27 protein-coding genes and 1 CRISPR repeat array (1 of these 28 cut by a window edge) are annotated in these 24,048 nt (G+C 39.6%); of the genes, 1 reads left to right on the top strand and 26 read right to left on the bottom strand.

Translation table 11 applies throughout. The features are described 5' to 3' along the window. Positions 1 to 140: direct repeats of the CRISPR family, unit length 29 nt; unit sequence ATTTACATTTCACAATAAGTAACTAAAAC (it extends 401 nt beyond the left edge of the window). A 237-nt stretch (positions 141 to 377) separates the two neighbouring features. From HRK21_RS08445 to HRK21_RS08360, 18 genes are all read right to left on the bottom strand, one after another. After that, positions 378 to 1,313 (bottom strand): ribose-phosphate diphosphokinase, encoded by a 936-nt coding sequence (locus HRK21_RS08445; RefSeq protein WP_003738194.1) that lies wholly within the window; start codon positions 1,311 to 1,313, stop codon positions 378 to 380. A gap of 139 nt (positions 1,314 to 1,452) precedes the next feature. Continuing rightward, on the bottom strand, positions 1,453 to 2,724 hold the full coding sequence (locus HRK21_RS08440) for a PTS galactitol transporter subunit IIC (RefSeq protein WP_070005788.1): 1,272 nt from the start codon (positions 2,722 to 2,724) through the stop codon (positions 1,453 to 1,455). 14 nt (positions 2,725 to 2,738) lie between these two features. Next, positions 2,739 to 3,032 (bottom strand): PTS sugar transporter subunit IIB, encoded by a 294-nt coding sequence (locus tag HRK21_RS08435; RefSeq protein WP_070005787.1) that lies wholly within the window; start codon positions 3,030 to 3,032, stop codon positions 2,739 to 2,741. A 15-nt stretch (positions 3,033 to 3,047) separates the two neighbouring features. Beyond that, positions 3,048 to 4,094, bottom strand: a complete 1,047-nt coding sequence (locus HRK21_RS08430) for a galactitol-1-phosphate 5-dehydrogenase (protein WP_070005786.1) — start codon at positions 4,092 to 4,094, stop codon at positions 3,048 to 3,050. Continuing rightward, positions 4,091 to 4,741 (bottom strand): ribulose-phosphate 3-epimerase, encoded by a 651-nt coding sequence (gene rpe / locus HRK21_RS08425; protein WP_033533373.1) that lies wholly within the window; start codon positions 4,739 to 4,741, stop codon positions 4,091 to 4,093. Before rpe ends, HRK21_RS08430 begins: the two co-directional genes overlap by 4 nt. A gap of 10 nt (positions 4,742 to 4,751) precedes the next feature. Continuing rightward, positions 4,752 to 5,150: a hypothetical protein gene (locus tag HRK21_RS08420; RefSeq protein WP_070005785.1), complete on the bottom strand. Its 399-nt coding sequence runs from the start codon at positions 5,148 to 5,150 to the stop codon at positions 4,752 to 4,754. A gap of 15 nt (positions 5,151 to 5,165) precedes the next feature. After that, complete coding sequence (locus HRK21_RS08415) at positions 5,166 to 5,633, bottom strand: PTS sugar transporter subunit IIA (RefSeq protein WP_070005784.1); 468 nt, start codon at positions 5,631 to 5,633, stop codon at positions 5,166 to 5,168. A 27-nt stretch (positions 5,634 to 5,660) separates the two neighbouring features. Beyond that, positions 5,661 to 6,263 (bottom strand): KpsF/GutQ family sugar-phosphate isomerase, encoded by a 603-nt coding sequence (locus HRK21_RS08410; protein ID WP_070005783.1) that lies wholly within the window; start codon positions 6,261 to 6,263, stop codon positions 5,661 to 5,663. A gap of 3 nt (positions 6,264 to 6,266) precedes the next feature. Next, positions 6,267 to 8,327 carry a BglG family transcription antiterminator gene (locus HRK21_RS08405; RefSeq protein WP_070005782.1) on the bottom strand — a complete coding sequence of 687 codons (2,061 nt, stop codon included), beginning with the start codon at positions 8,325 to 8,327 and terminating at the stop codon, positions 6,267 to 6,269. 108 nt (positions 8,328 to 8,435) lie between these two features. Continuing rightward, positions 8,436 to 9,086 carry a transaldolase family protein gene (locus HRK21_RS08400; RefSeq protein WP_070005781.1) on the bottom strand — a complete coding sequence of 217 codons (651 nt, stop codon included), beginning with the start codon at positions 9,084 to 9,086 and terminating at the stop codon, positions 8,436 to 8,438. A gap of 6 nt (positions 9,087 to 9,092) precedes the next feature. Beyond that, positions 9,093 to 9,761 (bottom strand): ribulose-phosphate 3-epimerase, encoded by a 669-nt coding sequence (locus HRK21_RS08395; RefSeq protein WP_070005780.1) that lies wholly within the window; start codon positions 9,759 to 9,761, stop codon positions 9,093 to 9,095. Then, the gene (rpiB, locus tag HRK21_RS08390; protein ID WP_070005779.1) at positions 9,758 to 10,207 is read right to left on the bottom strand and encodes a ribose 5-phosphate isomerase B; all 450 of its coding nucleotides are present in this window, start codon (positions 10,205 to 10,207) and stop codon (positions 9,758 to 9,760) included. Before rpiB ends, HRK21_RS08395 begins: the two co-directional genes overlap by 4 nt. Before the next feature lie 165 nt (positions 10,208 to 10,372). Beyond that, positions 10,373 to 10,597, bottom strand: coding sequence for a DUF896 domain-containing protein (locus HRK21_RS08385; protein ID WP_003721282.1), 225 nt, complete (start codon positions 10,595 to 10,597; stop codon positions 10,373 to 10,375). A 74-nt stretch (positions 10,598 to 10,671) separates the two neighbouring features. Then, positions 10,672 to 11,631 (bottom strand): DMT family transporter, encoded by a 960-nt coding sequence (locus HRK21_RS08380; protein WP_070005778.1) that lies wholly within the window; start codon positions 11,629 to 11,631, stop codon positions 10,672 to 10,674. 185 nt (positions 11,632 to 11,816) lie between these two features. After that, on the bottom strand, positions 11,817 to 12,410 hold the full coding sequence (locus tag HRK21_RS08375; protein WP_070005777.1) for an SGNH/GDSL hydrolase family protein: 594 nt from the start codon (positions 12,408 to 12,410) through the stop codon (positions 11,817 to 11,819). 94 nt (positions 12,411 to 12,504) lie between these two features. Next, positions 12,505 to 13,263: a type I 3-dehydroquinate dehydratase gene (gene aroD, locus HRK21_RS08370; RefSeq protein ID WP_070005776.1), complete on the bottom strand. Its 759-nt coding sequence runs from the start codon at positions 13,261 to 13,263 to the stop codon at positions 12,505 to 12,507. A 65-nt stretch (positions 13,264 to 13,328) separates the two neighbouring features. After that, positions 13,329 to 14,204 carry a shikimate dehydrogenase gene (locus HRK21_RS08365; RefSeq protein ID WP_077952701.1) on the bottom strand — a complete coding sequence of 292 codons (876 nt, stop codon included), beginning with the start codon at positions 14,202 to 14,204 and terminating at the stop codon, positions 13,329 to 13,331. Between the two features lie 99 nt (positions 14,205 to 14,303). Next, a complete protein-coding gene (locus HRK21_RS08360) occupies positions 14,304 to 16,298 on the bottom strand; it encodes an NAD(P)/FAD-dependent oxidoreductase (protein WP_070005775.1) in 1,995 nt (664 codons plus the stop codon). 197 nt (positions 16,299 to 16,495) lie between these two features. On the opposite strand from HRK21_RS08360, the gene HRK21_RS08355 reads away from it, so the two are divergent. After that, the gene (locus HRK21_RS08355; protein ID WP_070005774.1) at positions 16,496 to 17,389 is read left to right on the top strand and encodes a LysR family transcriptional regulator; all 894 of its coding nucleotides are present in this window, start codon (positions 16,496 to 16,498) and stop codon (positions 17,387 to 17,389) included. Positions 17,390 to 17,425: 36 nt separating this feature from the next. Here the strand turns inward: HRK21_RS08355 and HRK21_RS08350 are convergent, their stop codons facing one another. From HRK21_RS08350 to HRK21_RS08315, 8 genes are all read right to left on the bottom strand, one after another. Further along, positions 17,426 to 18,154: an NUDIX domain-containing protein gene (locus tag HRK21_RS08350; RefSeq protein ID WP_070005773.1), complete on the bottom strand. Its 729-nt coding sequence runs from the start codon at positions 18,152 to 18,154 to the stop codon at positions 17,426 to 17,428. A gap of 91 nt (positions 18,155 to 18,245) precedes the next feature. Continuing rightward, a complete protein-coding gene (gene rpmF / locus HRK21_RS08345; RefSeq protein ID WP_003730546.1) occupies positions 18,246 to 18,416 on the bottom strand; it encodes a 50S ribosomal protein L32 in 171 nt (56 codons plus the stop codon). 64 nt (positions 18,417 to 18,480) lie between these two features. Then, positions 18,481 to 19,056, bottom strand: coding sequence for a nitroreductase family protein (locus tag HRK21_RS08340; protein WP_070005772.1), 576 nt, complete (start codon positions 19,054 to 19,056; stop codon positions 18,481 to 18,483). Between the two features lie 166 nt (positions 19,057 to 19,222). Continuing rightward, positions 19,223 to 19,588: a heme oxygenase IsdG gene (gene isdG / locus HRK21_RS08335; protein ID WP_003721271.1), complete on the bottom strand. Its 366-nt coding sequence runs from the start codon at positions 19,586 to 19,588 to the stop codon at positions 19,223 to 19,225. Between the two features lie 157 nt (positions 19,589 to 19,745). Next, positions 19,746 to 20,225 (bottom strand): GyrI-like domain-containing protein, encoded by a 480-nt coding sequence (locus HRK21_RS08330; protein WP_070005771.1) that lies wholly within the window; start codon positions 20,223 to 20,225, stop codon positions 19,746 to 19,748. An 89-nt stretch (positions 20,226 to 20,314) separates the two neighbouring features. After that, positions 20,315 to 21,418, bottom strand: a complete 1,104-nt coding sequence (rlmN, locus tag HRK21_RS08325) for a dual-specificity RNA methyltransferase RlmN (RefSeq protein ID WP_003738184.1) — start codon at positions 21,416 to 21,418, stop codon at positions 20,315 to 20,317. Between the two features lie 151 nt (positions 21,419 to 21,569). After that, entirely contained in the window at positions 21,570 to 23,270 is a 1,701-nt protein-coding gene (locus HRK21_RS08320) for an oleate hydratase (protein ID WP_070005770.1), read from the bottom strand. A gap of 109 nt (positions 23,271 to 23,379) precedes the next feature. Beyond that, positions 23,380 to 23,940 carry a TetR/AcrR family transcriptional regulator gene (locus HRK21_RS08315; RefSeq protein ID WP_003735640.1) on the bottom strand — a complete coding sequence of 187 codons (561 nt, stop codon included), beginning with the start codon at positions 23,938 to 23,940 and terminating at the stop codon, positions 23,380 to 23,382. Positions 23,941 to 24,048: the final 108 nt, after the last annotated feature.

Raw genomic sequence — 24,048 nt, 5'->3', positions numbered from 1 at the left:
TAAGTAACTAAAACAAGAGTTCGGCATACGTATTTCCGATGATTCTATATTTACATTTCACAATAAGTAACTAAAACAAATGTTAAGCAGTAAAAACACGAAATTAATAGGATTTACATTTCACAATAAGTAACTAAAACCCGCTAACTTTTCTTCTTACTCCCATCTTACCTCAAATGCTCCTTTCTGTCGACCTACCTAAAAATAGCAAAAATCCTCTCTTATCCGGAAGGTTTCCCCAAGCAAATATCGCCAAGTCCCTCTTCCCGCAACCACTTACAACTTTCTGTCGATCCCCGGTGTTTTTCACGCTACTCAAGATCGACAGATAACAAAAAAACAGCAACTCTACTAAGTTACTGTTTTCTGCTTATTCTTTAAAACAACGGATGCAACGAGCGGTTTTCTTGTACGCCTTCGATTGCGCGGCCTAAGATTCGTCCGATGGAGATGGTTGTTAGTTTGTCGAATTGCTTGTCTTCTGGAAGATCGATGGAATCGGATGTGATGACTTCTTTGATATTGGAGTTTTGTAAGCGTTCGGTTGCGTTTCCCGCCATGACGGAGTGGGTTGCGCAAGCGATAACTTCTACGGCACCTTTTTTAAGTAAAATATCAGCTGAAGTAGTGGCACGGACGCCGGTATCAATAATATCATCGACAACGATTGCGACTTTGCCTTTCACATCACCAATGACACTCATAATTTCGTCTTCATGTGGTCTTGGTTTGCGGTTTAAAATGGCGATTGGCGCGTTTAGGCGGTCTGCGATTCTGCGTGCGCGAACTACACCACTATGATCCGGCGCGACAACTACCACGTCTTTTTCTCCGTAATTTTCTATCAAATAATCACCAATTAGCGGAATTGCTGAAAGATGATCGATTGGAATGTTGAAAAAGCCTTGAATTTGAGCTGCGTGCAAATCTACTGTGATTAAACGGTCGGCTCCAGCTCTTTGAATTAGATTTGCCATTAATTTGGCGGTAATTGGTTCTCTTGAGCGAGCTTTTCTGTCCTGACGAGCATAGCCATAATAAGGCATAATTATATTGATGGAATGCACGGAAGCGCGTTTTAAGGCATCTACCATGATTAAAAGTTCCATTAGACGTTCGTTTACGTTGGCATTCATTGATTGCACAACATACGCATTCGTTCCACGGATACTTTCCTCAATATTAATTTTCACTTCTCCATCACTGAACTTCTGGAGCTCCACCTCACATAAAGGTATATCTAGATAATCTGCAATTTTTGTCGCAAGTGGTCTCTCACTCGTCACAGAAAAAAGTTTCATTTTGCCTGCCATTGCTATCTCCTTCCGCCGTACTAATTTCTTCTCCTTATTATTATATAGAACTGTCTATGCGTTGTCTACTAGCTAAAAACCATTGCTGCAAATAAAACAAGCATTAGCGCGAACTAATGCTTGTTTCGTTAAATTGCGATTATAGAATACCTCCGAACCAATGCAGACCGTAATATACAATCCATGTATACCACTGTGTCCCAACTGCTAGAGAGGTGACTTCTACAGCGTCTTTCGGTATATTATAACCAATTTGACCTGCAAGTTCTGTCATTAAAGGTGCCGCTGCTCCAGAAAGGTAGAGGGTGATAATGACGATAACAATACCTGTGAAAATCCCTCTAAATAAATTCCCTTTGGATGGAACAATAGCAAAAATCATGTAGAATGGAAGCGCCGTTAAATCAGCTAAAGGTAATACTTTATTCCCTGGCAAAATGAACGCTAAAATCAAAGTAATCGGAATCATGAGTAAGCCAAGCGAAAGTACAAATGGATGGCCGATTCCTACAGCTGAATCGAGTCCGATGAATAGTTCGCGACCTGGAAAACGTTTTTCCATGAATTCATGGGCAGCTTCTGAGATAACGGTAAGACCGTCCATTAGAAGCGAAACCATCCGCGGAATAAGTACTAAACTAGCTGCAATGGTTACTCCGGTTTGCAGTACTTGACTCAAAGGCATTTGAGCAATTGCGGCAAGTCCACCACCAATAATTAAACCCATGAGCATCGGTTCGCCGAAAATACCTAAACGTGATTGCACTTTCTCTGTGGACCAATTAATTTTTCTAACACCGGGAATTTTTCCGAGTAGCCAGTTCATTGGATAACCAACAAGCGCCCACCCAGTTGTTTGAATTTGTGGTAAAGAAATCCCCTCTAATCCTAATACATTCTCCACATCTTTTTGTGTCCAGTCAGCGATTTTGAAGATAATTGTCATATTGATAATCGAACTAAGAATCGCAATAATCATGCTTCCTGTTGTTAAGTAAAGTGCACTGGCGATGAAAAGTGGTTGCCAGTAATTCCAAATATCTACGTCCATTGTTTTCGTCCATTTAAAGGCAATCATTAAAATATTGGTTGCAATAATTGCGACGAAAACAAATGGTACGACTTCTGTTCCCCATGCGAGTGATGACCCAACTCCCCAACCGATATCCGTTGCGGTTAATTTAAAATTATAATTTTCTACAAGTGCTTTTGTTACTGGTGTAATAGTCGTTAACATGAGTGAAGTTATAACGCCTAGTCCAACAAAACCAACACCAACTGTTAGCCCCGCTTTAAAAGCTACACTAATTTTTTTGCGGAAAATCACACCCAAAATGGTAATGATAATTGGCATCATAACTGTTACACCAAGGCCGATAATATATTTAAAGAAATCTAGAATAATATCCATTTTGTGCCCTCCCTTTAATCTTGAAGTATCGCAAGTATTTCATTGATCGTTTCTTGTTTTTTTAGGCCTGTTAAAAATGATCTTCCAATAACAACTGGTACATCCCCAACATCACCTGTAACTGTTGTTGAACTAACAATAATGTCTGGCTTAGATGTGCTTACTTTTGACGCTACTTCTTGAACCGTGCATTGACTAATTTCATATGGAATGCGCTTTTCGTCTAGCACCGCACGCACTTTTTTGGAAATAACAGTGGAAGTCGCAATTCCAGTCCCACAACATACATAAATTCGCTTCTTTTTCATCTTAAAATCCCCCTATCATTCTGGGAAAAATAATACTTTCCCGAAAAATTCATTTCTTTCATAGATTCGCTCAAAAACTTCTGGTCCTTCAGCAAGTGAAAGACGATGTGTAATCATTGGTTCAATGTTGATTTGTTTATTAGCTAAGAAGTGAATGGTTGTTTGCCATTCTTTTCCTGGAAATGGTGCAGAAATTGCATTCCATGAGCCCCATACAGTAAGCTCACTACGTACAATTTTTTCAAAATAGAAGCGTTCGATTGTTACATCGGCATATGGAATTCCTAGAAAAACGACACCTCCGCCTTTTTTCGCATAGGCAAAAACTTGGGCAGATGTAATAGGTGATCCCGCAGCTTCTACAACTAAATCAGCATTTAGACCATCTGTATGTGTAGCAACTACTTCTAAAGGATCCTCTTTTAAAGAGTTAATAACCACGTCCGCTCCTACTTCTTTTGCAAGAGCTAACTTCTTATCATCTACGTCAATCGCAATAACTCTTCTTGCGCCAAAAACTTTCGCCCATTGAATTGCTAGCAAACCGATATTGCCGCTTCCGACAACGACGACATCATCGCCAGCTTGTAATTTCGTATGATAAAATCCATGAACGACCACTGCGGAAGGCTCGACAAGTGCAGCAGCTTCATAATCTAATTCGTCTGGTATTTTTACTACATTTTCTGCTGGAAGTTTGATATACTCAGCATAGGCTCCGGGATGTCTTGCTCCGATTACTGTTAGCTTCCGACAGCGGGCGAATTCGCCTTTTTTACAGTATTCACACTCACCACAATAGAGTGCTGGGCATCCGGCAGCCCTATCACCAATCTCAATATCCGTTACCTCACTACCAACCTCAATCACTTCTCCTGAAAATTCGTGTCCCCACACCATTCCTGGCACGTACGGACCAAGTTTACTGTATCTCGAAATATCTGAACCACAAATCCCAACTGTTTTTACTTTCAAAATCACATCATCAGGCTGTTCGATTGTTGGCATATCTGCTTCTTCATAACGCAAATCTCTTTTTCCATATAATTTTAAAGCTTTCATTCTGTTAAAACTCCTTTCGATAACTTCTCCAAATTCGCTTCGATATCTCCTTCAAATAAGTAAGATCCTACAACGATTAAATCCGCCCCTGCAAGTGTGCATTCTTTCGCAAGTTCAGCATTTACTCCACCGTCTACTTCAATTTGAATAGGACGATTTCCAATATACGCTTTGGTTTTTCTGATTTTTTCTAAACTTGATTGGAAGAATTTTTGACCGCCTAAGCCTGGATTTACAGTCATAAGTAAAATACAGTCAATATCATCTAACACGTATTCCAACGTGCTTGGTGGTGTACCAGGATTTAACACAACTCCGGCGCGAACTCCGTAACTTTTAATTAGTTGAATTGTACGGTGCAAATGGGTTGTTGCTTCTTGGTGAACTGTAATCATATGTGCACCAGCTTCCACTAATCTCGGAATATAACGATCTGGTTCATACACCATCATATGAACATCAAATTGAAGCTTCGTGCCTTTTTTCATCATTTTGATTTGATCTGGACCAAAAGCAATGTTCGGGACAAACGAGCCATCCATCATATCCACATGTAATAAATCAATGCCATTTTTCTCTAAGACCTGTAACTGTTCATTAATTCTGCCAATGTCTGCTCCAAAAACAGACGGAACTATTTTTGCCACTATTATCACCTCAAGATTGAATTTCTATGATTTTTTGTAACTTTTCTTTGTCGCTTAGTTTTAATTTTGGCTGACTAAAATGGAGTAATTTCGTTGATTCTGGTGCGTTTCGGGCTGATTTTACCCAAAATTCATTTCGGCTTGGCACGAGAATGTACCACGGTAGAGCTTTTTTCTCTGTTTGCCACGCTGCATATAATTCGTCCAGCTCCCACGTTTTCATTTCTGCTAACTGATTCATTTTTTTCGGTAAGTAGTATGCGAGTGTCCACTTGGCGTATAAAATGGTGGTGGCGTAAATCATTACTACGAACATGAAAATTAACATATTATCTTCAATTAAGTTAACGACAAATCTACCTGGACTTCCTATTAGCCAGTCTACAAAACTTGCAAAAAAACTCCCCATCTATTCCCGACCTCCTTAATTATTCTTAGAAAAATGTTCTATTGCGGAAAGAACATCTCCCGTCTCTTGCGCTTTAAGTAAGGTCGTCATCACCTCCTCGTCTTGAATAAGTTGAATAAGTGTTTGTAGCATATCTAATTGTGCATCGGCACTCCTTAGCGCCATCATAAATACAATTCTGACATCGATTGCTTCGTTATCAGAGGCCATTTCAATAAATGAAACGGGCTTCTTGAGTATTCGTACAGCCACCACTGGCCGAATAACATGTTCGCTATCTGTATGCGGAATGGCCACCCCAGCGTGCGCGGTTAGTAATCCGGTTGGAAAAACTTTTTCCCGTTTAATTACAGCATCTTTATAACTTGGCTTTACTGCGCCCACTTCACATAACTGTTCCGCCATTTCTGTAAGTAATTTTTCTTTATCTTGTTCGTTTGAAAATCGAACCATTTCTTCTTTAAAATATTCTAATACATCCAAATTGCATCCCTCCGACTGGCTGCTTGTTTATTTATTTAATAATTTGTTTCCAACGGCACCACCAGGATGGATGACGGAAAACTGCTCTTTTGTGTAATTCATATAGGTCATTAAGCAAACAATAATTGCATCAAAGCTTGCAATAACAGCCATTGTACTTGCCGTTGCTAGCATATTAAACGGATCAGGTTCTTTGCTTACACTCACTGGGAAAAAGATATCCGCTTCTTTGGCGATCACAGATTCTGGGTTTTCCGTTACACCAATCAGTGTGCTTCCTTTTGTTTTACAAGCAGGAATTAAGTTAAGTAATTCGCCTGTATTTCCACCTTTTGAAATGAGAATCAATATATCTTCTTTTTGAAGTACGCCGAGAGTTCCATGCACAGCATCTGATGGGGTTAAAAAGACTGCTGGACGTTCGATACAGTTGAAAGAATGTACTAATTTTTTCGCAGCGACGCCGGACGTTCCACAGCCAGCTACGACAATTTTCCCTGTGCACTCGGCGATTGTTTCAACCGTTTTAACGAGAGCCTCTTCACTCGTTACTTCCGGTAAACGAGAAATCGCATTTGCTTCTTCTTGCCATGTTTGGTGAATGTTATCTAAAATAGCTTGTTTATCCAAAATTTATTCATCCTCTCTAATTACTAATTGGTTGATTGTTAGCATGATTTTTTCTTTCGTTACATTTTCAAGTAAATCGTCTAAAATTTGGTGATTTTCGGCTAAATGAACGATTTGGTAAAGTGCTTCAATGTGTTGCTCTTTATCCACTGGGGCGATAACTATTACGAAATGAACTTGTTCTGTTTCTGAAAAATATACGCCATTTTTCACTACTAAGAGAGACATAGCGAGTCGATTTACCCCTGCATTAGGCATAGCGTGTGGAATAGCAATATCTTCACCGATAATAATGTACGGATCGTGGAATTTATGGTTATCAATCATGGTCTTTACATAGTTTGCTGTAATTGCTTGTTGCAGTAACAGCGGCTGGCTCGCTAGACGAATCGCTTCTTGATAGTTTTTAACATCTTCACAAATCATGATGTTGTCTTCGGTGATTAAATCATGTAAATAGACTTTTTTCACCCGTTTATTTTCATCTGTAGCTGTGTTAGCCGACAAAACATCAATAATTCCATCTCGTATTGCATTCGAATCCTTTACATCGGCGTTACGTTCCACTACTTCCATGATTTTATCAATACTCGTGAGCTGATTTCCCATTCCAAATAAATTTTGCAAAACGTGTTGCCGCAGTTGCGTTTTTTCGATATCGTTCATAAACGGTTGAACAACAAAGACATTTTCGCCATCTTTTAATGGAATGGAAGAAAAGACAATATCTACTTCTGCTTTAAAAAAGGCGTATTCACGAACAGATATCGTTGGATAAAAATGGATTTCCGGAAATAGTTTTACTAAAATATTTTCCATGATTTTCGAAAAAGTAACCCCGCTCGGACAAAGAACAATCGCGCGTTTTTGTTTATGATAAATATCGTTTTGCGGTATCATATCGCTCCCAATAAACAACGAAATAAAAAATATTTCACCTGCCGGAATTTCACGACCAATAAATTTCGCTAGCGGATCAAAAGCTTCTTTCACAATGAAGTTTAACGCTTCGAATTCTTGGTTGAATTTTTCATAAAGCGTATCTTCTAAATTCATTTGGTATTTAATTCGGTAATAGGCCGGTTTTAAATGTAAGAGTAGTTTTTCGATTAAGATATGTTTGTTTTTAAGGGAAACCAGTGCTTTTTTCTCGAATAACTCTAAGCAGGTGAGGACAACTTTTTCCAAGTCTTCTGTTAATTTTTCAGTTAAAATTTCGCCGGAAAAAATGTTTGTTGTAAGAAGTTGTAATGTGATGAAAAGTCGCTCTTGTTCTGGTACTGGGCCAGTTTTTTCGAGCAAAATATCGGTAATATGATATTCTCTCGTGTCTGAAAGTGATTTCTCATCAATATGAAAAGCAGTGTCGATTAAACGCTTGTCTCTGATTCTTAAGAACATCACGGATAGCAAATAGGGTAGTAATTCGATTTGTTCATAGGTGAATTTTATTTGCATCATCGCTTCTGCTTCTTCAAGTGTGCGGCGAATTTCCATTAGTTGAACTTTTTCAATTCCTGAATACGATAGGAAATAGTGCTCTCCTCGGAACATCTCTTTCACGCTACTTACAACTTGTGTCAGAACCTTGCGCAGTTCCCACTCGCTGCCTGCTAACTGATAACCCGATGCTCTACTGTATGTGATGGTAGTTTCTTTAGGAAGTAACTTTTGCGCTACTTTTAAATCACGAAGAATGGTGTTTTTGCTTACTTGAATCTTCGTTGTAAAATGGGCGAGGGATAGTTCTTCTTTTGCTGTTAAAAGCATTAGCAAAATTAAATTAGCACGTTCATTTTCAGAAGGTAAGTATTCTACGCTCGGATCTCGAGTTTCTTTCTCAGAAAATAGCGCTGTAAGCTCGGGTTCTAATATAAATCGGCCGTTTTTGGAACGCTTTACTTCTGGATAATTTTTCCACTTGAGCCATTCGTTTACTTTCTGAAAACTATAGCTGATTTGGTAACGCGATAATTTATACTTTACTTCGAGTTGTTTATTTGTAATGTTCGGATTTTTTATAACTTCTTGAAATAGTGTTTTACTTCTGTTATCCAGATACATGCGTCTCCCCCCTTTGATAGCCTAATTATAGCATAGGGTTTGGCGCTTAAGAATGCGCTTTCATCACAAGTTTTCTCCACGCACTTCCACAACATGAGAAGGAGATTGTTACTTTTCGTACAATGTAGCATCTTTATTAAAGACTCGAATTGCTTCTACTGCTAGAACTTTATTGGTCATTTGCGAATAGATTTCATAAGGAATGGTTACCGTATCTGCGCCGTTCTCATAAGCTTGCATTACTTGCCCACTATGTTTAAAGCTTGCTGCCATAATTTGTGTTTTAAGTATCTTTTTATCAAAAAAGTGACGCATTTGAGCGATTTCTTTAAAAGGATCGATGTTCGCCGCGCTCATCCTATTCACATATGGGGCAACAAAATCTGCACCAGCTAAGGCAGCCACGATTGCTTGATCAGCCGAATAAATAGCAGTTCCTAAGATTTGAATGGTTTTATCCTCTTTTTTGAGTGTATCGATCACGTTAATACCAGTCTCATGTGCCGGAATCTTAATAGCTATTTTGTCTTTCCCAAACGTAGCTAGTAACATGCGCGCATCTGCCAAAATTTCCTCATACGTAAAACCAACTGTTTGTACAAAAACTTGTTTATCCGTAAGTTCTAAAATACGATTAATCGCTGTTTGGCGATCGCATTTTTCTTTTATTAAAATGGTTGGGTTCGTTGTAATCCCTTTAAAAATGGAGCTGGCTTGAATTTTTTTCACGTCATCTAAATTAGCTGAATCTAAATGCATTTTTTCTCACCTTTCTTGGATAATTTCTCTTAGTGGCGCTAGTTTTTCTGTATAACTACCTGCCTTTTCGTTAAACAATGCAGCAGTTCCAACGACATAGACATCTGCACCAATTGGTTCAAGCAACCGAACTGTTTCTTCAAAAATATTGCCATCTACTTCAATTAATGGTTTGTTGGTGTGGCTTTCAAGCTCTTTTTGAAGTTTCTTGATTTTTTCTAGTATATGATACTGGAATTTTTGCCCAGCGAATCCAGGATTAACAGTCATCATTAAAACCATATCGACTTTATCTAAAAATGGATAGATCCGTTCAATTTCTGTATCCGGGCTGATGGCGATGGACGGTTTGATTCCTAGCTCCCGAATATGCTTTATAGTCGCATCGACATCAGGTGAAGCTTCTACGTGGAAGGACATGTAAGTCGGCTTTATCTCCGCATACAAATCCACAAATTTATCAGGATTCACTGTAGCTAAATGAATATCAAGCAGCATATCTGTATTATTTTTTATATCTTGAAGGACATAGGCACCCATTGCTGCATTTTCTACAAAAATACCATCCATCACATCACAATGGAGCATTTTTACATTTGCTTGTTCGAGTGCGCGAAGTTCGTCAGCTAGACGAAGCGAGTCTGCGCACATAATGGAAGCCGCAATCATTTTCATTCAACACCCTCCTGTTCCTCAAGCTCCGCCAATTTTTCGAGCCTTGTCATATGCCTACCGCCTTCAAATTCCGCCGCAAGCCACGTATCAAGTAAGAGTAACGCCAGACTATCGCCCAGAACACGTTCACCAAGACAAAGAACATTACTGTTATTATGTCGCCTAGTCATCATTGCTGAAAAAGCATCTGAAACGACAGCAGCACGCACACCTTTGATTTTGTTGGCTGCCATGGACATTCCAATCCCTGTTCCGCAACAGAGCACACCTAGACTGTTTTCAGTTGCAACAAAGTGTCCTACTTTAGCAGCATACTCTGGAAAATCCACGCTTTCGACTGAATAACAACCAAAATCTTTCACCTTGTAGCCGCTTTCAATTAAATGTACACGAACTTTTTCTTTCAACTGAAATCCGCCATGATCAGCTGCAATTGCAATTTCCATGTTATCCTCTCCTTTCTCACATTGATTGTAGCACCAGTCTCATCAAACTGTTAGAATTGTTCGGCCCCATTTTTCTTTACTTGAATCCGCAAGATGGTAAATTAGCTCTATCAACAAAAAAAGGCTGAAAAAGCACTGAGCTCTTTCAACCTTCTATGACTTATATTAGCCTCTTAATTCGGCTTGGATTTCTTTTAGTTTTTTAGGAGTTACGTCGTCTCCAAGTGGATCAATAATCGTTACGTGATGTAAATTATCTTGAACAGTTCCTCGAATTTTCTTCAAATATTCTTGACGAAGGGCAGCTTGTCTTTCTTTTTCAAAAGCAGTTAATCCTTCACTTTTTTGTTTTGCAGCAAGTTCATTAATATTTTTTAATAACAATTTCATGCTATCCCTCCTATCATTATAGAGTTACTTTTAATAAGTAACTAACAAAATTATAATATAAAGGTCAATAAAAATCAAACTTCTTTTTCGAGCAGCTTTTCAGGATCTCGTACTCTTGTTTTTTTGCGTTCATAAATAAGATCCATTAATGCGCCCGAACCAAGCAGGACGCCAATAATGATAAAAACGAACCCAACTAGCTGGGGGATTTTAATTGCTTCTCCAAGGAAAAGTAATGCGCCAATGAGTGAAAATAGTGGATTGAAATTCATAAAAATAGCCGATCGCGACGGTCCAATTTTCCCAACTGCATAATTATAAACGAAATTACCAAATGCCGTTGCAACTACTGCTGATACGACAAACAAAAGCCATAGTTTCCATGAATGAACCGCTACTAATTCTGACATGCCATCCGGCTCCATGAAGCGACTTAAACCAAACAACATAACCGAACCAAGAAATAGCATATATCCAGTCATTAGCCCCGTGTCCATTGATCCAGCGAGCTTTTTAATAATGATGAAACTAAATGCCTGGGAAGCCATCGCGATAAAAATGTCGATATCTCCAAGTGAAATCCCGCTAATTCCCGTTCCATTAGAAAGAACAACCAAACTCACACCAAAAATTCCTGCTAAAAATCCGAGTGCACGCCATGCACCAATTCGTTCACGGAGAAAAACCACGGAAAAAATCGCCACCACAATCGGCGCAGAACCAAGAATAAGCCCAGCATTCGTCCCAGTCGTCAGCTTCAGCCCGTTTGACAAGAAAAAGTGATGAATAACGATATTAAAAATACTTGCGAGGAAAATTAAACCAAATTCTCGCTTTGTTGGCAGACGTAATTTTTTGGTGATAAATAAAATCATAATAACGGTTATAGCTGCGGTGAAAATCCGAAAAGATGTCATCGTAACAGTCGGAAAATAGCTAACTAATACCTTCGTCATCGTGACATTAAAACCCCAACTCGCCATCACTGCAATTAATAAAAAATAAAGTCCTATCGATGCTTTCTCTTTCTGCAAAACAAACACTCCTTTTTTATAGAAAAATGCCCCTTAAATTACTTTAAGGGGCATTTCATAGCGTCATCTTCCGCAGCCTTCCACAAAGCTATAACGCGGAAAATGGGGCAGTGATACTTAAGTCACTGCTTGTAGGCTCATCGCATAGACCCAACTATAGCATGGATAATTTTTTCTGTAAAGCGTTATTTTGTGGTTTCTAACCAAATAGAAGCAATTGCTTCATGTCCTGCTTTGGTCGGGTGCACCCCGTCCTCAGCTAAATGAGTCGGTCCATGTTTGATAGCGAGGGCGTTCATTAGCCCATCTAGCGGAATAAGCGTTGCGCCAAATTCCGCCGCAAGTTCGCGCACGGCTCCAATTTTAGGATCTAAATCCCCACGCCACGCTTTCCGGTCTTCCGGATATGGTAATACAAACGGCTCCATCAAAATCAGTTCTGCGTTTGTTTCCGTTTTAATTCGGTTCAAAATCACGCGATACACTTCTTTAAACGCTGTTACCGAAGTATCTTCCCATCTGCTGAAACTAAACCACGTATCATTTATTCCAATCATCATCGTAACTACATCTGGTTGAAGTGAGATTGCATCCGCCTCAATACGACGATGCAAATCCGCCACCCGGTTCGCACTAACACCACGATTTATAACCATTACATCTTCTTTCTCAAGCTGTTTTGCAATCATTTTCACATAACCATGTCCTAATTCGCGGTCATTTTCAAAATCGCGCCCCGCATCTGTCACACTATCACCTAAAAAAAGCAATTTCTTCATTTAGTTCCGTCTCCTTTAAAATTCCTGATGTCTTATTATAACAAAAAAACCTTAAACTTAGACGATTAATCTAAATTTAAGGCTTTTGCCTTTATTAAAATTGTTTATGCAGTAAATCAAGGACATGGCGTAACTCATTAACATCCATTTGACCAGGAGCTGATGCTTTTTTCGCAGCGCCAAATGTCATTGCGGAGCCAAATACTTCGCCAGCAAGACGACTGATGACACCAGTTCCAGCCATTGACATCGTAATAATTGGTTGATTAGCTTTTTCAGATACAGTATTCGTTGCATCTAGTAAAGTTAGTACGTCAGCAGCAGATTTTGGCATGACGGCGATTTTCGGAAGGTCCGCGCCAAGTGATTCCATGCGCGTTAAACGAGAAACGATTTCTTCTTTCGCAGGTGTTTTGTCAAAATCATGGTTCGACATCACTACTTTTACATTGTTCTTGTGAGCTGTTTCAATTAAGCGTAAAACGTCTGCTTCTTCATTGAAAAGTTCCACGTCTACTAAATCAATTTTGCCAGTTCCAGCTAGAGTTTCATTTAATTCAAAATAAAATTCGTCACTAACGGCTAACTCGCCGCCCTCTTTTGCACTGCGGAAAGTAAATAAAATCGGTGTTTCTGGTAAAATTGTGCGAATTTCGCCAAGTGCGGCTTCCACTTTAGCTAATTCTTTGACGTCTTCAAAAAAGTCAACGCGCCATTCGACCACGTCCAAATCAATTGTTTTTAACATTTCTGCTTCTTCTTTAAGCGCAGCAACCGTTTTACCGACCATTGGTACACAAATCTTTGGCGCACCTTCACCAAACGTAACATTCTTTACGACTACTTTATTCATGTATAATTCTCCTCATTCGATATTATGTTTTAAGATTAGCGATAACCTTGTTCTTTTGCAAGTTTTTAAAATAGGATTTCTTTAATGTAATCTACTGGCATTTCTTTGTGTGTCCAAATTTCGAAAGCTTTCGCACCTTGCCAAAGCATCATGCCTAAGCCGTTAAGTGTTTGACAGCCTTGTTCCTCTGCGATTTCAAGTAATCTAGTTTTAGTTGGTTTGTAGACAACATCCGAAACGATTAATTCTGGACGAAGCATATCCGCACTTGGTAGAAGTGTTTCGCCTTCGAAAGGTTTCATCCCAACGCCAGTCGCATTCGTGAAAATCACACTTTCTGCGATTTCTTTACGTAATTGTTCGTGGTCTTCGATATCAAATAATTGTGCTTTACATTCTGTTTTCGAATTGATTTTTTCTACTGTTTTTTCTGCATTCGCGTAAAAATCGTCTTTTCTGTTGAAAATAGAAATTTCTTTTACACCGTCAAGAGCAGCTTGGATACAAATAGCTGTTGCTGCACCACCAGCGCCGCAAATCGTCATTTTTTTGCCGATAATGTCATGTCCAGCTTCTTTTAGCGCGCGCATATAACCAGTGCCGTCAGTAATGTGTCCAGTTAACACGCCGTCGTCATTAACAACTGTGTTTACCGCACCAACTAGTTCAGCGGCTGGAGAAAGTTTATCTAAGTATTTATGAATGTTTGTTTTGTTTGGCATGGAAACGTTCCAGCCGCGTAAGTTCATTGCACGGAATCCTTGTACAACATCTTTCAGTTCTTTGTCACCAACTTCAAAAGCAAGGTATACATAATCAAGCCCTAGTTTTGCAAAAGCTTCGTTATGCATTGTTGGTGATAAACTGTGTCTGATTGGGGTGGCGATTAACCCGATTAATTCTGTGTGTCCTGTAATTCTTTCCGTGATTTTGTTTGCCATAATAACATCGTTCCTTTCCAAATTAAGGTTTATTTGTGAAAATGTGAACTTATATAAAGAGCGAATGTGGCAAAGCGGAGTCCGCCTTGCCAGTTCGGATTACAAAGAGCCAATTTTTTCTAATGTAGTTAAAATATTTCTTCCTTCGCGAACGCCTTCCAAGATTTTTCTTGTTGCAGCGCTGTCGCCAATATTTACAATTTCAATTTGTTTTTCTTTACCGTATGCCGCAAGTTCTTCCATAAGTGGACGTTCTGGTCGCATTCCGAGGCAGACAAAGCCGTAATCAAATGGAATCTCGGCGTCTACTCCGTCATGCTTCACTTTGAAATGATCCGCTGCTACTTCGGTTAATGCAGTTTCTGTTTGTACATCAACATTGTTTTTCTCGATAATGTCCATCATGGAAAGCCTGGTAATCATATCTAAGTCTTTTCCAAGAAGTGGCATCATTTCTACAATTGTAACATCCGAGCCACGTTCTGAGAAGTACTCGACTACATCAAGTCCAACTGCACCACCGCCGATAACTGCAACTTTTTTGTTACTAAATTCGGTAAAGTCATCGATATTCGAAATAAGTCCGAAAATCGAATGAACCTTACTGCCTTCTTTGTCAATCACGTCATGCAAACCTTTAATCGGTGGAAGTAATGGTTTGGATCCTGTGGCATTGACTACCACATCAGGATTAAATGTATCAATAAGCGCAGTATCAGCTTTAGTGCCTGTAATAACTTTTAAATTGGGTAATTTTTCTGCTCGGTTCGCTAAATAATTAGGGAAATCGGCAATTCTACTTTTATCTGGAAGGTTGGCAATTGCTCGTGCCAAGCCACCAGTTTGTTCATTCGCTTCAATTAGCGTTGTGTTACAGCCAACTTCGGCCGCCGTACAAGCTGCTTCAAGCCCTGCTGTTCCGCCGCCAATTACGACAACATTGGTCGGACGAGTTACTTTTGTTTCTTTGTATTTATCTTCATGAATAATATCTGGATTTACCGTACAGCGAATTGGTTTTGACTTTGAAATTCGGTGATCCGCGCAACCGATATTACAAGAAATACATTTTCGAAGCATGTCTTCTTGACCAGTTGCCACTTTGTTCACCCAGTTAGGCTCAGCGATTAAGCCACGTCCCATCGCAAGCAAGTCCGCGTATCCTTCTGACAAAATTTTCTCTGCCGCTTTTGGACTGCGAATGTTACCGGAAGTAATCGTTGGTTTGTTAAATTTATCTTTCACCGCTTTTGCAAGGTAGCTTCTCCAGCCATCTTCCAAGTTCATTTGGTCAATTTGCAAGTATAGGTTGTCATTTATTGCCGCTGATACATTCAAAATATCCGCTTCTTCTTGGCAATAATCTAGCAGTTCCAAAATGTCTTCTAAATGGTTGCCACCTTCTGTAAATTCATCTGCACTAAAACGCAACACGATTGGGAAAAATGGACCGACTTCCGCGCGAACTTTTTCCAAAATCAGTTTGACGATACGCGCGCGATTTTCAGGCGTTCCACCAAATTCGTCCGTCCGTTTGTTGTATAGTGGCGATAAGAATTGGCATAGTAAGTACGAGTGTCCGCCGTGGATTTCAACTGCATCAAAGCCAGCTTGTTGGGCGCGTCTTGCTGCATCACCATATTTATTGACGATTTCATAAATTTCTTCTACTGTAAGCGGCCGTGGCACAGTCCCACCTTTTTTAGATGGAATATCTGACGCGGAAACTGGTTGAAGTCCGTTCAAACGAGCTGGATAAGCAGATGCGCCAGCGTGGTTAATTTGGATGGATACACAAGTTCCATGTTTATGAAGACGTTCTGTTAATTTGTAAAATCCAGGAATATATTGGTCATTATCAATTCGAAGTTGCGTTGTTCCATTTGTACCATAAGGAAAATCTACACAAGCGTTTTCAATAGTGATTAGACCCGTTCCACCTTTTGCGCGTTGTTCATAGTAATTCATATGTTCTTCTAAAAATTCGCCATTTAATCCAGCTAGGTTTGTCCCCATTGGCGGCATTATCACACGGTTTTTAATGGTCATTCTTTTTACAGTTAATGGTTCAAAAATACTCGGATAATCTGTCATAATAAGCCTCCTGCGACTATAATCTCAGCAAATGATTTGTTACATTATTCACGTTCAATAATGCACAATCTTATTTCTCTTTCATTATAAGTCAGGAACAATTATTAATCTAATGTATATTTTTCGATTTATCCATAGATTTTTTCTATACAATCGCTTACAATAGAGTTATCAAGGCATTCCGAGGAGGTAGTTTCATGAATTTGCGTCAATTATACTATTTTAAAAAACTAGCTGAAAAAGAGCATTACACGATTGCTGCCGCCGAACTCTCCATTACCCAGCCTAGCCTAAGCCACTCTATCGCAGAGCTTGAGCGAGAACTTGGTGTTTATTTATTTGAAAAACAAGGCCGCAACATCCGTTTAACAAAATATGGACGCTTCTATTTAACTTATGTGGAAAAATCCCTCGCCGAACTAGAAAAAGGTGAAAAACTGTTACACGAATTAACGAGCCCTTCTCACGGAAATATTGATTTAGGTTTTATTTACACCATGGGCGCACACACGGTTCCCGAGCTCGTCCAGAATTTCACCAAAGTCGAAAGCCATAAAGACATCACATTTTCCTTTTTTCAAGGCGCCACTAAATCAATTATTCCTGACCTGAAAAATGAAAAATTCGACCTAGCGATTTGCTCCTACGTCGAAAATGAACCTGATATTGAATTTTTGCCATTAACAAAGCAAGAGTTAGTCGTCGTTGTTGCCGAAAATCACCCACTTGCCAAATATGATTCCATTGATTTAAAAGACACCGCAGATTATTCGTATATTTTCTTTTCTGACACCAGTGGCCTGAGACCGCTCATCGATTCCCTTTTTGCTGAAATAAATATTCAACCAAAAATCGGCTGTTATGTAGAGGAAGATACCTCGATGGTCGGCCTTGTGAGCGTTGATTACGGTATTTCGATTATGCCAAAAATCTCGTCATTATCACATTATAACGTCAAAGTATTATCCATCAACGAACCAAAACACGATCGTTTTATCTATCTAGCAAGTTTAAAAAATCACTACATTTCGCCTGCTTCCAAGGCTTTTAAAGATTTCGCATTACGTTATGGTGAAGAGCATTTTCTATAAAAAAGGAGCCAACCAAATCGGTGGCTCCTTCTTTATTTAAAAATAAATACTTCCCGCTTCGGCATCCGCATTAAATCGGTACAACTCGCCAACTTTTTCTAAATACGGTAAATACTCGATATTCTCCATAAATTCTACTTCATCCGGTAAAATCCCTGGCTTCGTGCAACCATCTAGCGTTTGGTAAAGTAGTTCTGCTGAGAAAGTTTCTGGCAAGAAATCACGAATTGCCGTCGTCAGTAAAAACTCCTTGGTAATCGCACTAAATGCTTTTTTCAGCATATCTAAATGGTCAAAAGCAAGCGGAAGTTCCAAAGCCTCAGTCATTGGGAAAAGTCCGATATCCGCCGCGTCATCCCCAGCCGCACGTTTCTCCAAAGCTTCTGCTGGCACAATCGCATAAAATGCCCGCGAAATAATCCAACCGCGCGGATCACGACCCGGTTTATCAAATACCCCAAACGGAATCAACGGAATATCTGTCAAACTTGTTTCTTCTTCTAGTTCACGCTCGGCAGCTTGGTCCGCAGATTCATTTTCATCCACAAATCCGCCCGGAACCGCCCATTTTCCGCCTTCCATATTTGGTTTTCCTTCTGCATTTGTAAGGCTTCGTTTAATTAATAAAATATGTAATGTTGGTTTCCCGTTCAACTCTTTTACTGTAGTTAAAATCATATCGCTCGTATAGCCATCTGGTGTACGAAACTCTTTTGCATTATAATTTTTCAGCGCATCTTCTTTGTTCACAAATTCTTCTGTCATGTCACAATCAGACTCCTTTTTGTGTATTTAGCTCTTTCCATTATAGTATCACAAAAAAAAGAATTTGTTCCAATCACTGGAACAAATCCTCTTATTTTTCGATAATTGTGCGACCTTTATAAGTGCCATCTGGTGAGATGCGATGTGACATACGGTATTCGCCTGTTTCACTATCGCGACTTAAACCTGGTGTTGTTAAGCCTTTATGCGTACGGCGCTTGTTTTTCTTCGCTTTGGACGTACGTCTAGCTGGAACTGCCATCTTGCTCGCCTCCTTATTTCTTACACTTGTATCATTGTAACGCTAATCACACGAAACATCAATCTTACAAATCAGCTAAATCCTTCACCCATTCATTCAAAGGACGGCGTGGTTTTGCTTCAGGAACTTCGGCTAAGCTAGTTAAGTGCAAAGTTCCGACAATTTTTTGCTCAGCAGGGATACCTAAATCTTCCGCAAACTTCGCATCAAAAATAAATCTATTCGACCGCCAAATCATCCCAATTCCCGCTTCCCAGCCAAGCAATTGAATGTTTTGGATAAACGCACTAGTCGCCCCGATTGATTCGAAATCCTTTTTCCCATGACCGATAATATTCGTCGTCACAATGAGTAAGTAAGGCGGCGTAATAATTTTCTTCGCATAGCCTGCTTTTAAATCCGCAATCTCTGCTTCAGAAAAACTAACCCCTTGTTCGCGTTCGTTAAACTCGATGATTTTCTCGATGTATCGCTCTTTTTCAGCAAGCGTGTGTAGCACATATACATTCCACGGCTCTACTTTGCTATGAAAAGGTGCAAAGGCTGCTTGCTCTAAAATAGTGTTCACTGTTTCTCTTGAAATTGGCGCGTCGCTCGCTTTTTTAATGCTACGACGTTCCATAATTGTTTTTTCAATCATGTTTAATCCCCCTTAAATGATAAACGTTATCATTTAGAGAATTATAGCATGATTGGATTGTGGGTTGCTAGTAAAGGGGCTTTTGGAAAGAAAACCACGTATTTATTTTCTCATCTGAAAACAAAAAACAAGCCATCTACCTCGAAACGGCTTGTTCATTCACTTCTTATTTTTCAACAATCACAGGGTTTTGCACATGAACCACTTCAAAACGAGCGATTGCATTTCCTACGATGCCTTTGCGATCTTCTCTTTGTTCTCTAGTGTCTTTTGTTCTGCCGTGTGCTTTTTTGAAGGAATCGCTTTTCACCCAATTGCGTTGAGCTTCTTCGCTTTCCCATTTGCTTGTTACTACTACTTCTTCATAGTCTTTGTCTTCTGGTTTGCTGTGCCATAGTTCGAAGCCTAGGAAACCTTCTACTTCTGCAATATCTTTTGTTGGATGTCCGTCGCCATTTGCGCCTGTGAACTGACGGATCACATGCTCTGCTGCGCCTTTTTCTACCTTAATCGTATTAGTTACAATAATCATTCTTAAATCCCCCTTGGATAATTGTATTGTATGTATAATAGGCTAGTTCCTTTCATTATATTGATAATGATTCTCAATGTCAATTTTAGGGAATGGGTTTGGAGTGGGATTTAAAAAGAACAAATTTCACAATTAATGAAATTTGTTCTTTCGTTTGTTAGTCTTTTTCAACCACCGGAATCCAAACTTCGGAATAATAATCAGCGGCAGTCGTGTCGCCTTCTGTGTAGACTTCTAGTTCTGGAGCGTTTCCATGGGTGTAGTTGCATGTTTGGAACCATTCGCCGTAAATGTATTCCCACACTTTTTGGATTGCGTTGGGTAGTGGACCGACTGATTGGAAGATGGCCCATTTACTTGCTGGGATGGTTAGTTGTTCCATGTCTTCTGGCGGAGTGAGTTCGGATTCAATTGCGATATAATAGTCCATTTTGTCGCCGTTCATTTGGCAGACACCTAAAATACCATCAATTGTTGCAAATTCAGCTAATTCGTTGATTCGTTCGGCATCGCCATTTGCGTTTGCTTCTTGCCAAAATTGGCTGATTTTTTCTTTTTGCGCATCGTTTTCAACCGAAAAAGTTCGTTTTTTCCCCACAGCTGTAAAAGCATTTCGTTCGACAATTTCTACTTCCATGACTTTTGTCCTCCTTCAATTGCTTTCGGTACCTTAAGTATAAACAAAAACTATCCAATCTCCAAATGGAAACCAGATAGTTTGAATTATTATTCTTCTGCTGCTGCTTGTTTTTGTTTCATCCGTTCGCGCACGCCAACTCGTTTGATTTGTTTACTACGAAGTTGCCCACACGCAGCATCAATATCTGTCCCGTGTTCGCGGCGAATAACACAATTAATACCATTTTTCTTAAGCGTATCATAGAAAGCGAGTACGTCTTCTTTTGTGCTACGTTCATAATCGATATGCTCGTCCACCGGGTTGTAAGGAATCAAGTTAACATAAGCTAAATGACGATGTTCGCCGAGAAGTGCCGCAAGTTCGAGCGCTTCTTTTTTATGGTCGTTTACACCTTTTAACATAATGTATTCAAACGTGATTCGGCGGTTAGTTTTGTTCACGTAATAATGGATTGCTTCCATCAATTTCTCAATTGAATATGTCTTGTTAATACGCATAATGCTCGTCCGCAGTTCATTGTTCGGCGCATGAAGGGAAATCGCTAAGTTGACTTGGAAATCCTCATTGGCAAAATCAATAATGCGCGGTGCAAGACCACTTGTTGAAACAGTGATATGGCGCGCGCCGATTGCTAGACCTTTGTCATGATTAATCACACGCAAGAAATCCATCACATTATCGTAATTATCAAACGGTTCCCCGATTCCCATTACAACCACGTGACTCACGCGTTCTTCCAAATTACGTCCATCCAAATAATGCTGTACATTCATAATTTGTTCCACAATTTCGCCAGCAGTTAAGTCGCGACTCTTTTTCAAAAGACCACTCGCACAAAAAGTACAGCCGATATTACAGCCAACTTGGGTCGTTACACAAACCGACAAGCCATATTCTTGCTTCATCATCACGGTCTCAATTAAGTTCCCGTCACTCAGCTTAAATAAATATTTCGTCGTGCCGTCTGCCGATTCTTGCACCACTTGTTCTTCTAAAGTGTTCATCACAAAATTCGCTGTTAAAAGTTCAATTGTTTCTTTTGGAACGTTACTCATTTCTTCAAAAGTTTTGACACGTTTTCTATAGAGCCAGTCCCACACTTGTGTTGCGCGGAATTTCTTTTGACCGTGTGCTTCTAGCCATTCTGTTAATTTTGTCCATGTTAATCCATAAATGGAGCTTTTTTCCATTGTTCAGCCTCTTTTCAGGTCTTGTTTTCGTCTATAAAGATTATAGCTGTTTTATGGTTCACAAGCAATGCTATTTCGTAAATATCAGCCGTTTGTCCTGTCTCGCACAAAAAAAAGTAGCTATTCTGTAACAAATAGCTACTTTTTCACTTTATCTAAACATGGTTTGCGTTGCTTTCGCTAGCACTTTTGGATCACGATTATGTGGTGTTACTGGGCAGATTTTTTTATCGATATCAAGTAACGTATACACGGCGATTCTAGCAGCGCGAACGGAATATTCTTCGGTGAAAACCATATCTTTTGGAATTTCCACAAATTGGCTAATCATCGCAAAGTTTGTACTACCTTCCGGAACAACTGCCGGACGATCGCTCATTGCTCGTGGCTCGAATTGCGCATCGATGTATGGCATGTAGCACGGAATTACATTGATAATATCCGCTTTAATTTCTTCAAAATCGTCTTGCCAGTTCAAATGACACATTAATTCATATAAAATTTCTTCCCCAGTACATTCTTTCATCGGTTTTTTCACGAAATCACCTACGCGGTCTGGATATAATCCGTAACCCCAGAAAATCGTAGTGTTTGCATCTTGCGCTTTAAAATGAGGTTGTGCGGCCACAACAGTGCTCATTAACCAATTAGAATCTTTAAATGTCATGAGCGCACCACTTCCTGGAATGTTCCCTGTGAAGCGTTCAATGCGTTTTAATAATTTATCGCCATGACAAGTGACGGTAAAGCTTTGCCAGTTTGTTTCTTCTTCATGACCGAAAAATGGCTCTGGATTACCTAAGTTTGGTTTCTTTTGCGCGACTTTGTACCAAAGCTCACCGGAAATTGGTTTTTCTTCTGGTTTTGGTGCAGGTGTATTCATATCGCCAAGAGTTGCGCTATCCGTCATACAAGCATTCGTCATAATCACATCATCGTCCGGGTCAAGTTCGATAGTGGATCCATCCGATAAATGAAGTGCTGTCGCTGTAATTCCAGGCGCATCTTTGAAATCAATATCTTCCACCGTTTGATTAATCGTAAAATCAACATGGTGTTTATCTAAAAATGTTTTTAAAGGTAAAATCAAGCTTTCGTATTGGTTTAGCGGTGTTCTCGTTACACCTTCCAGCGTATCAATCCGACTAAATTCTAACATCATCCGATTCATATAACGTCTAAATTCAAACAAGCTGCTCCATTTTTGGAAAGCAAAAGTGGTTTGCCACATATACCAAAAATTCGTTTCAAAAAAGTGTTCATCAAACCAATCACGTATCGTTAAATTATCCAGTTTTTCTTCCGGAGTAGCGAGCAGTTTCGTCATCAACATCCGGTCATTATTATTAAATCCCATCGAATGCGCATCGAGGATATTGCGATCTTTATCCACTAATCTTGCTTGCGCATGGGTTGGATGTAAATGGTCAAAATTCAAAATCTCTTCAGTAACACTAAAGTTCGGCATATCAAGCGACGGAATACTACTAAATAAATCCCAGAAATTTTCATAAGTTTCTTCATTCAACATCCGACCACCGCGACAAACAAAGCCATGTTCCACGCTTCCGGCTCCATCATTACTTCCACCTAAAATATGCATACCTTCAATAATATGGATATTTTTCCCATCAAAATTGGCATCGCGAATTAAATAAACAGCTCCCGCCAAACTAGCAATCCCGCCACCGACGAAATACACTTGTTTGTCACCATAATAGCGCGCTTTAATTGCTTCATCCACTGCCCGTTCTTTTTCAGCAGCCTTTTGTTCAGAAATTTTCTTTGCGGCAATCCCTGTTCCAATTGCAGCCCCAGTTAGAGCGACTAGCGTACGTTTTTTATTTTTCATCACTATCTCCTCCAATTTCTTGATACAGATAGTATACCTCGCCTCGTTCGCTTTTAATCTGGGCAAAAGAACGCTTATGTCTGGTTTTTAGACAAATTAGCGATATTGTCTAGTTTTCGCGGTACATGCTGTTTGCCAAAAACTCCGTATCCTTCGCAAGTCGAAATAGCTGGTTCGCAATCGTTTCTGGAGCCTCTTTGAAACCGCGTGTAATCCATTTAATCAGTACACCCGAGCATCCGTAAGAAAAGAATTCCGCATAAAACACCCGATCTGCCTCGTTCACGGCTCCATTCGTATCAATTTTTTCAAATAAATCCATAAACAGCGAATTCGTTAGTTTTGAAAAGCAAAAAGAAAGGATACTCGCATCCGCGGAAACCGTATTTTTATAGAAATCAGCATTTTCTTTAATCGATTCCAGCATTTTCAGCACATGCTTATCCCAATTTTCAAGCGTAATTCCATCCGCCAAACAATGGAAAAAGTCATTTTCATACGTCCAAGTAAGCAAATCGTATTTATCCGTAAAATGGTAGTAAAAAGTTTGCCGATTAAGCCCACAAATATTCGTAATATCCGCAATACTAATTTTTTCAAACCGCTTATGCTGACAAAGCTCCATCAGCCCACCAGCAATCGCTTTTTTAGTAATGAGTGATTCCGCCATGGCATCCGCCCCGTTTCGTTTGTTTGGGTTAATTGTATCTCAGGTGGGGTTGGAATTGCTAGGGAAAGCATGGGAGAGATTGGTGCTTTATTATATACTTGAACGAGT

The organism is Listeria monocytogenes, assembly GCF_013282665.1.
GTDB classification, from domain to species: domain Bacteria; phylum Bacillota; class Bacilli; order Lactobacillales; family Listeriaceae; genus Listeria; species Listeria monocytogenes_C.
This window is presented reverse-complemented; position numbering and strand designations above follow the sequence as displayed.

What these genes read in the sequence shown, in the direction of transcription:
- HRK21_RS08445 (WP_003738194.1), bottom strand. Translation starts at nt 1,313, where the DNA reads ATGGCAGGCAAAATGAAACTTTTTTCTGTGACGAGTGAGAGACCACTT.
- HRK21_RS08440 (WP_070005788.1), bottom strand. Translation starts at nt 2,724, where the DNA reads ATGGATATTATTCTAGATTTCTTTAAATATATTATCGGCCTTGGTGTA.
- HRK21_RS08435 (WP_070005787.1), bottom strand. Translation starts at nt 3,032, where the DNA reads ATGAAAAAGAAGCGAATTTATGTATGTTGTGGGACTGGAATTGCGACT.
- HRK21_RS08430 (WP_070005786.1), bottom strand. Translation starts at nt 4,094, where the DNA reads ATGAAAGCTTTAAAATTATATGGAAAAAGAGATTTGCGTTATGAAGAA.
- HRK21_RS08420 (WP_070005785.1), bottom strand. Translation starts at nt 5,150, where the DNA reads ATGGGGAGTTTTTTTGCAAGTTTTGTAGACTGGCTAATAGGAAGTCCA.
- HRK21_RS08405 (WP_070005782.1), bottom strand. Translation starts at nt 8,327, where the DNA reads ATGTATCTGGATAACAGAAGTAAAACACTATTTCAAGAAGTTATAAAA.
- HRK21_RS08400 (WP_070005781.1), bottom strand. Translation starts at nt 9,086, where the DNA reads ATGCATTTAGATTCAGCTAATTTAGATGACGTGAAAAAAATTCAAGCC.
- HRK21_RS08395 (WP_070005780.1), bottom strand. Translation starts at nt 9,761, where the DNA reads ATGAAAATGATTGCGGCTTCCATTATGTGCGCAGACTCGCTTCGTCTA.
- rpiB (WP_070005779.1), bottom strand. Translation starts at nt 10,207, where the DNA reads ATGGAAATTGCAATTGCAGCTGATCATGGCGGATTTCAGTTGAAAGAA.
- HRK21_RS08385 (WP_003721282.1), bottom strand. Translation starts at nt 10,597, where the DNA reads ATGAAATTGTTATTAAAAAATATTAATGAACTTGCTGCAAAACAAAAA.
- HRK21_RS08375 (WP_070005777.1), bottom strand. Translation starts at nt 12,410, where the DNA reads ATGAAGAAATTGCTTTTTTTAGGTGATAGTGTGACAGATGCGGGGCGC.
- aroD (WP_070005776.1), bottom strand. Translation starts at nt 13,263, where the DNA reads ATGAATAAAGTAGTCGTAAAGAATGTTACGTTTGGTGAAGGTGCGCCA.
- HRK21_RS08365 (WP_077952701.1), bottom strand. Translation starts at nt 14,204, where the DNA reads ATGGCAAACAAAATCACGGAAAGAATTACAGGACACACAGAATTAATC.
- HRK21_RS08360 (WP_070005775.1), bottom strand. Translation starts at nt 16,298, where the DNA reads ATGACAGATTATCCGAGTATTTTTGAACCATTAACTGTAAAAAGAATG.
- HRK21_RS08355 (WP_070005774.1), top strand. Translation starts at nt 16,496, where the DNA reads ATGAATTTGCGTCAATTATACTATTTTAAAAAACTAGCTGAAAAAGAG.
- HRK21_RS08350 (WP_070005773.1), bottom strand. Translation starts at nt 18,154, where the DNA reads ATGACAGAAGAATTTGTGAACAAAGAAGATGCGCTGAAAAATTATAAT.
- rpmF (WP_003730546.1), bottom strand. Translation starts at nt 18,416, where the DNA reads ATGGCAGTTCCAGCTAGACGTACGTCCAAAGCGAAGAAAAACAAGCGC.
- HRK21_RS08340 (WP_070005772.1), bottom strand. Translation starts at nt 19,056, where the DNA reads ATGATTGAAAAAACAATTATGGAACGTCGTAGCATTAAAAAAGCGAGC.
- isdG (WP_003721271.1), bottom strand. Translation starts at nt 19,588, where the DNA reads ATGATTATTGTAACTAATACGATTAAGGTAGAAAAAGGCGCAGCAGAG.
- HRK21_RS08330 (WP_070005771.1), bottom strand. Translation starts at nt 20,225, where the DNA reads ATGGAAGTAGAAATTGTCGAACGAAATGCTTTTACAGCTGTGGGGAAA.
- rlmN (WP_003738184.1), bottom strand. Translation starts at nt 21,418, where the DNA reads ATGGAAAAAAGCTCCATTTATGGATTAACATGGACAAAATTAACAGAA.
- HRK21_RS08320 (WP_070005770.1), bottom strand. Translation starts at nt 23,270, where the DNA reads ATGAAAAATAAAAAACGTACGCTAGTCGCTCTAACTGGGGCTGCAATT.
- HRK21_RS08315 (WP_003735640.1), bottom strand. Translation starts at nt 23,940, where the DNA reads ATGGCGGAATCACTCATTACTAAAAAAGCGATTGCTGGTGGGCTGATG.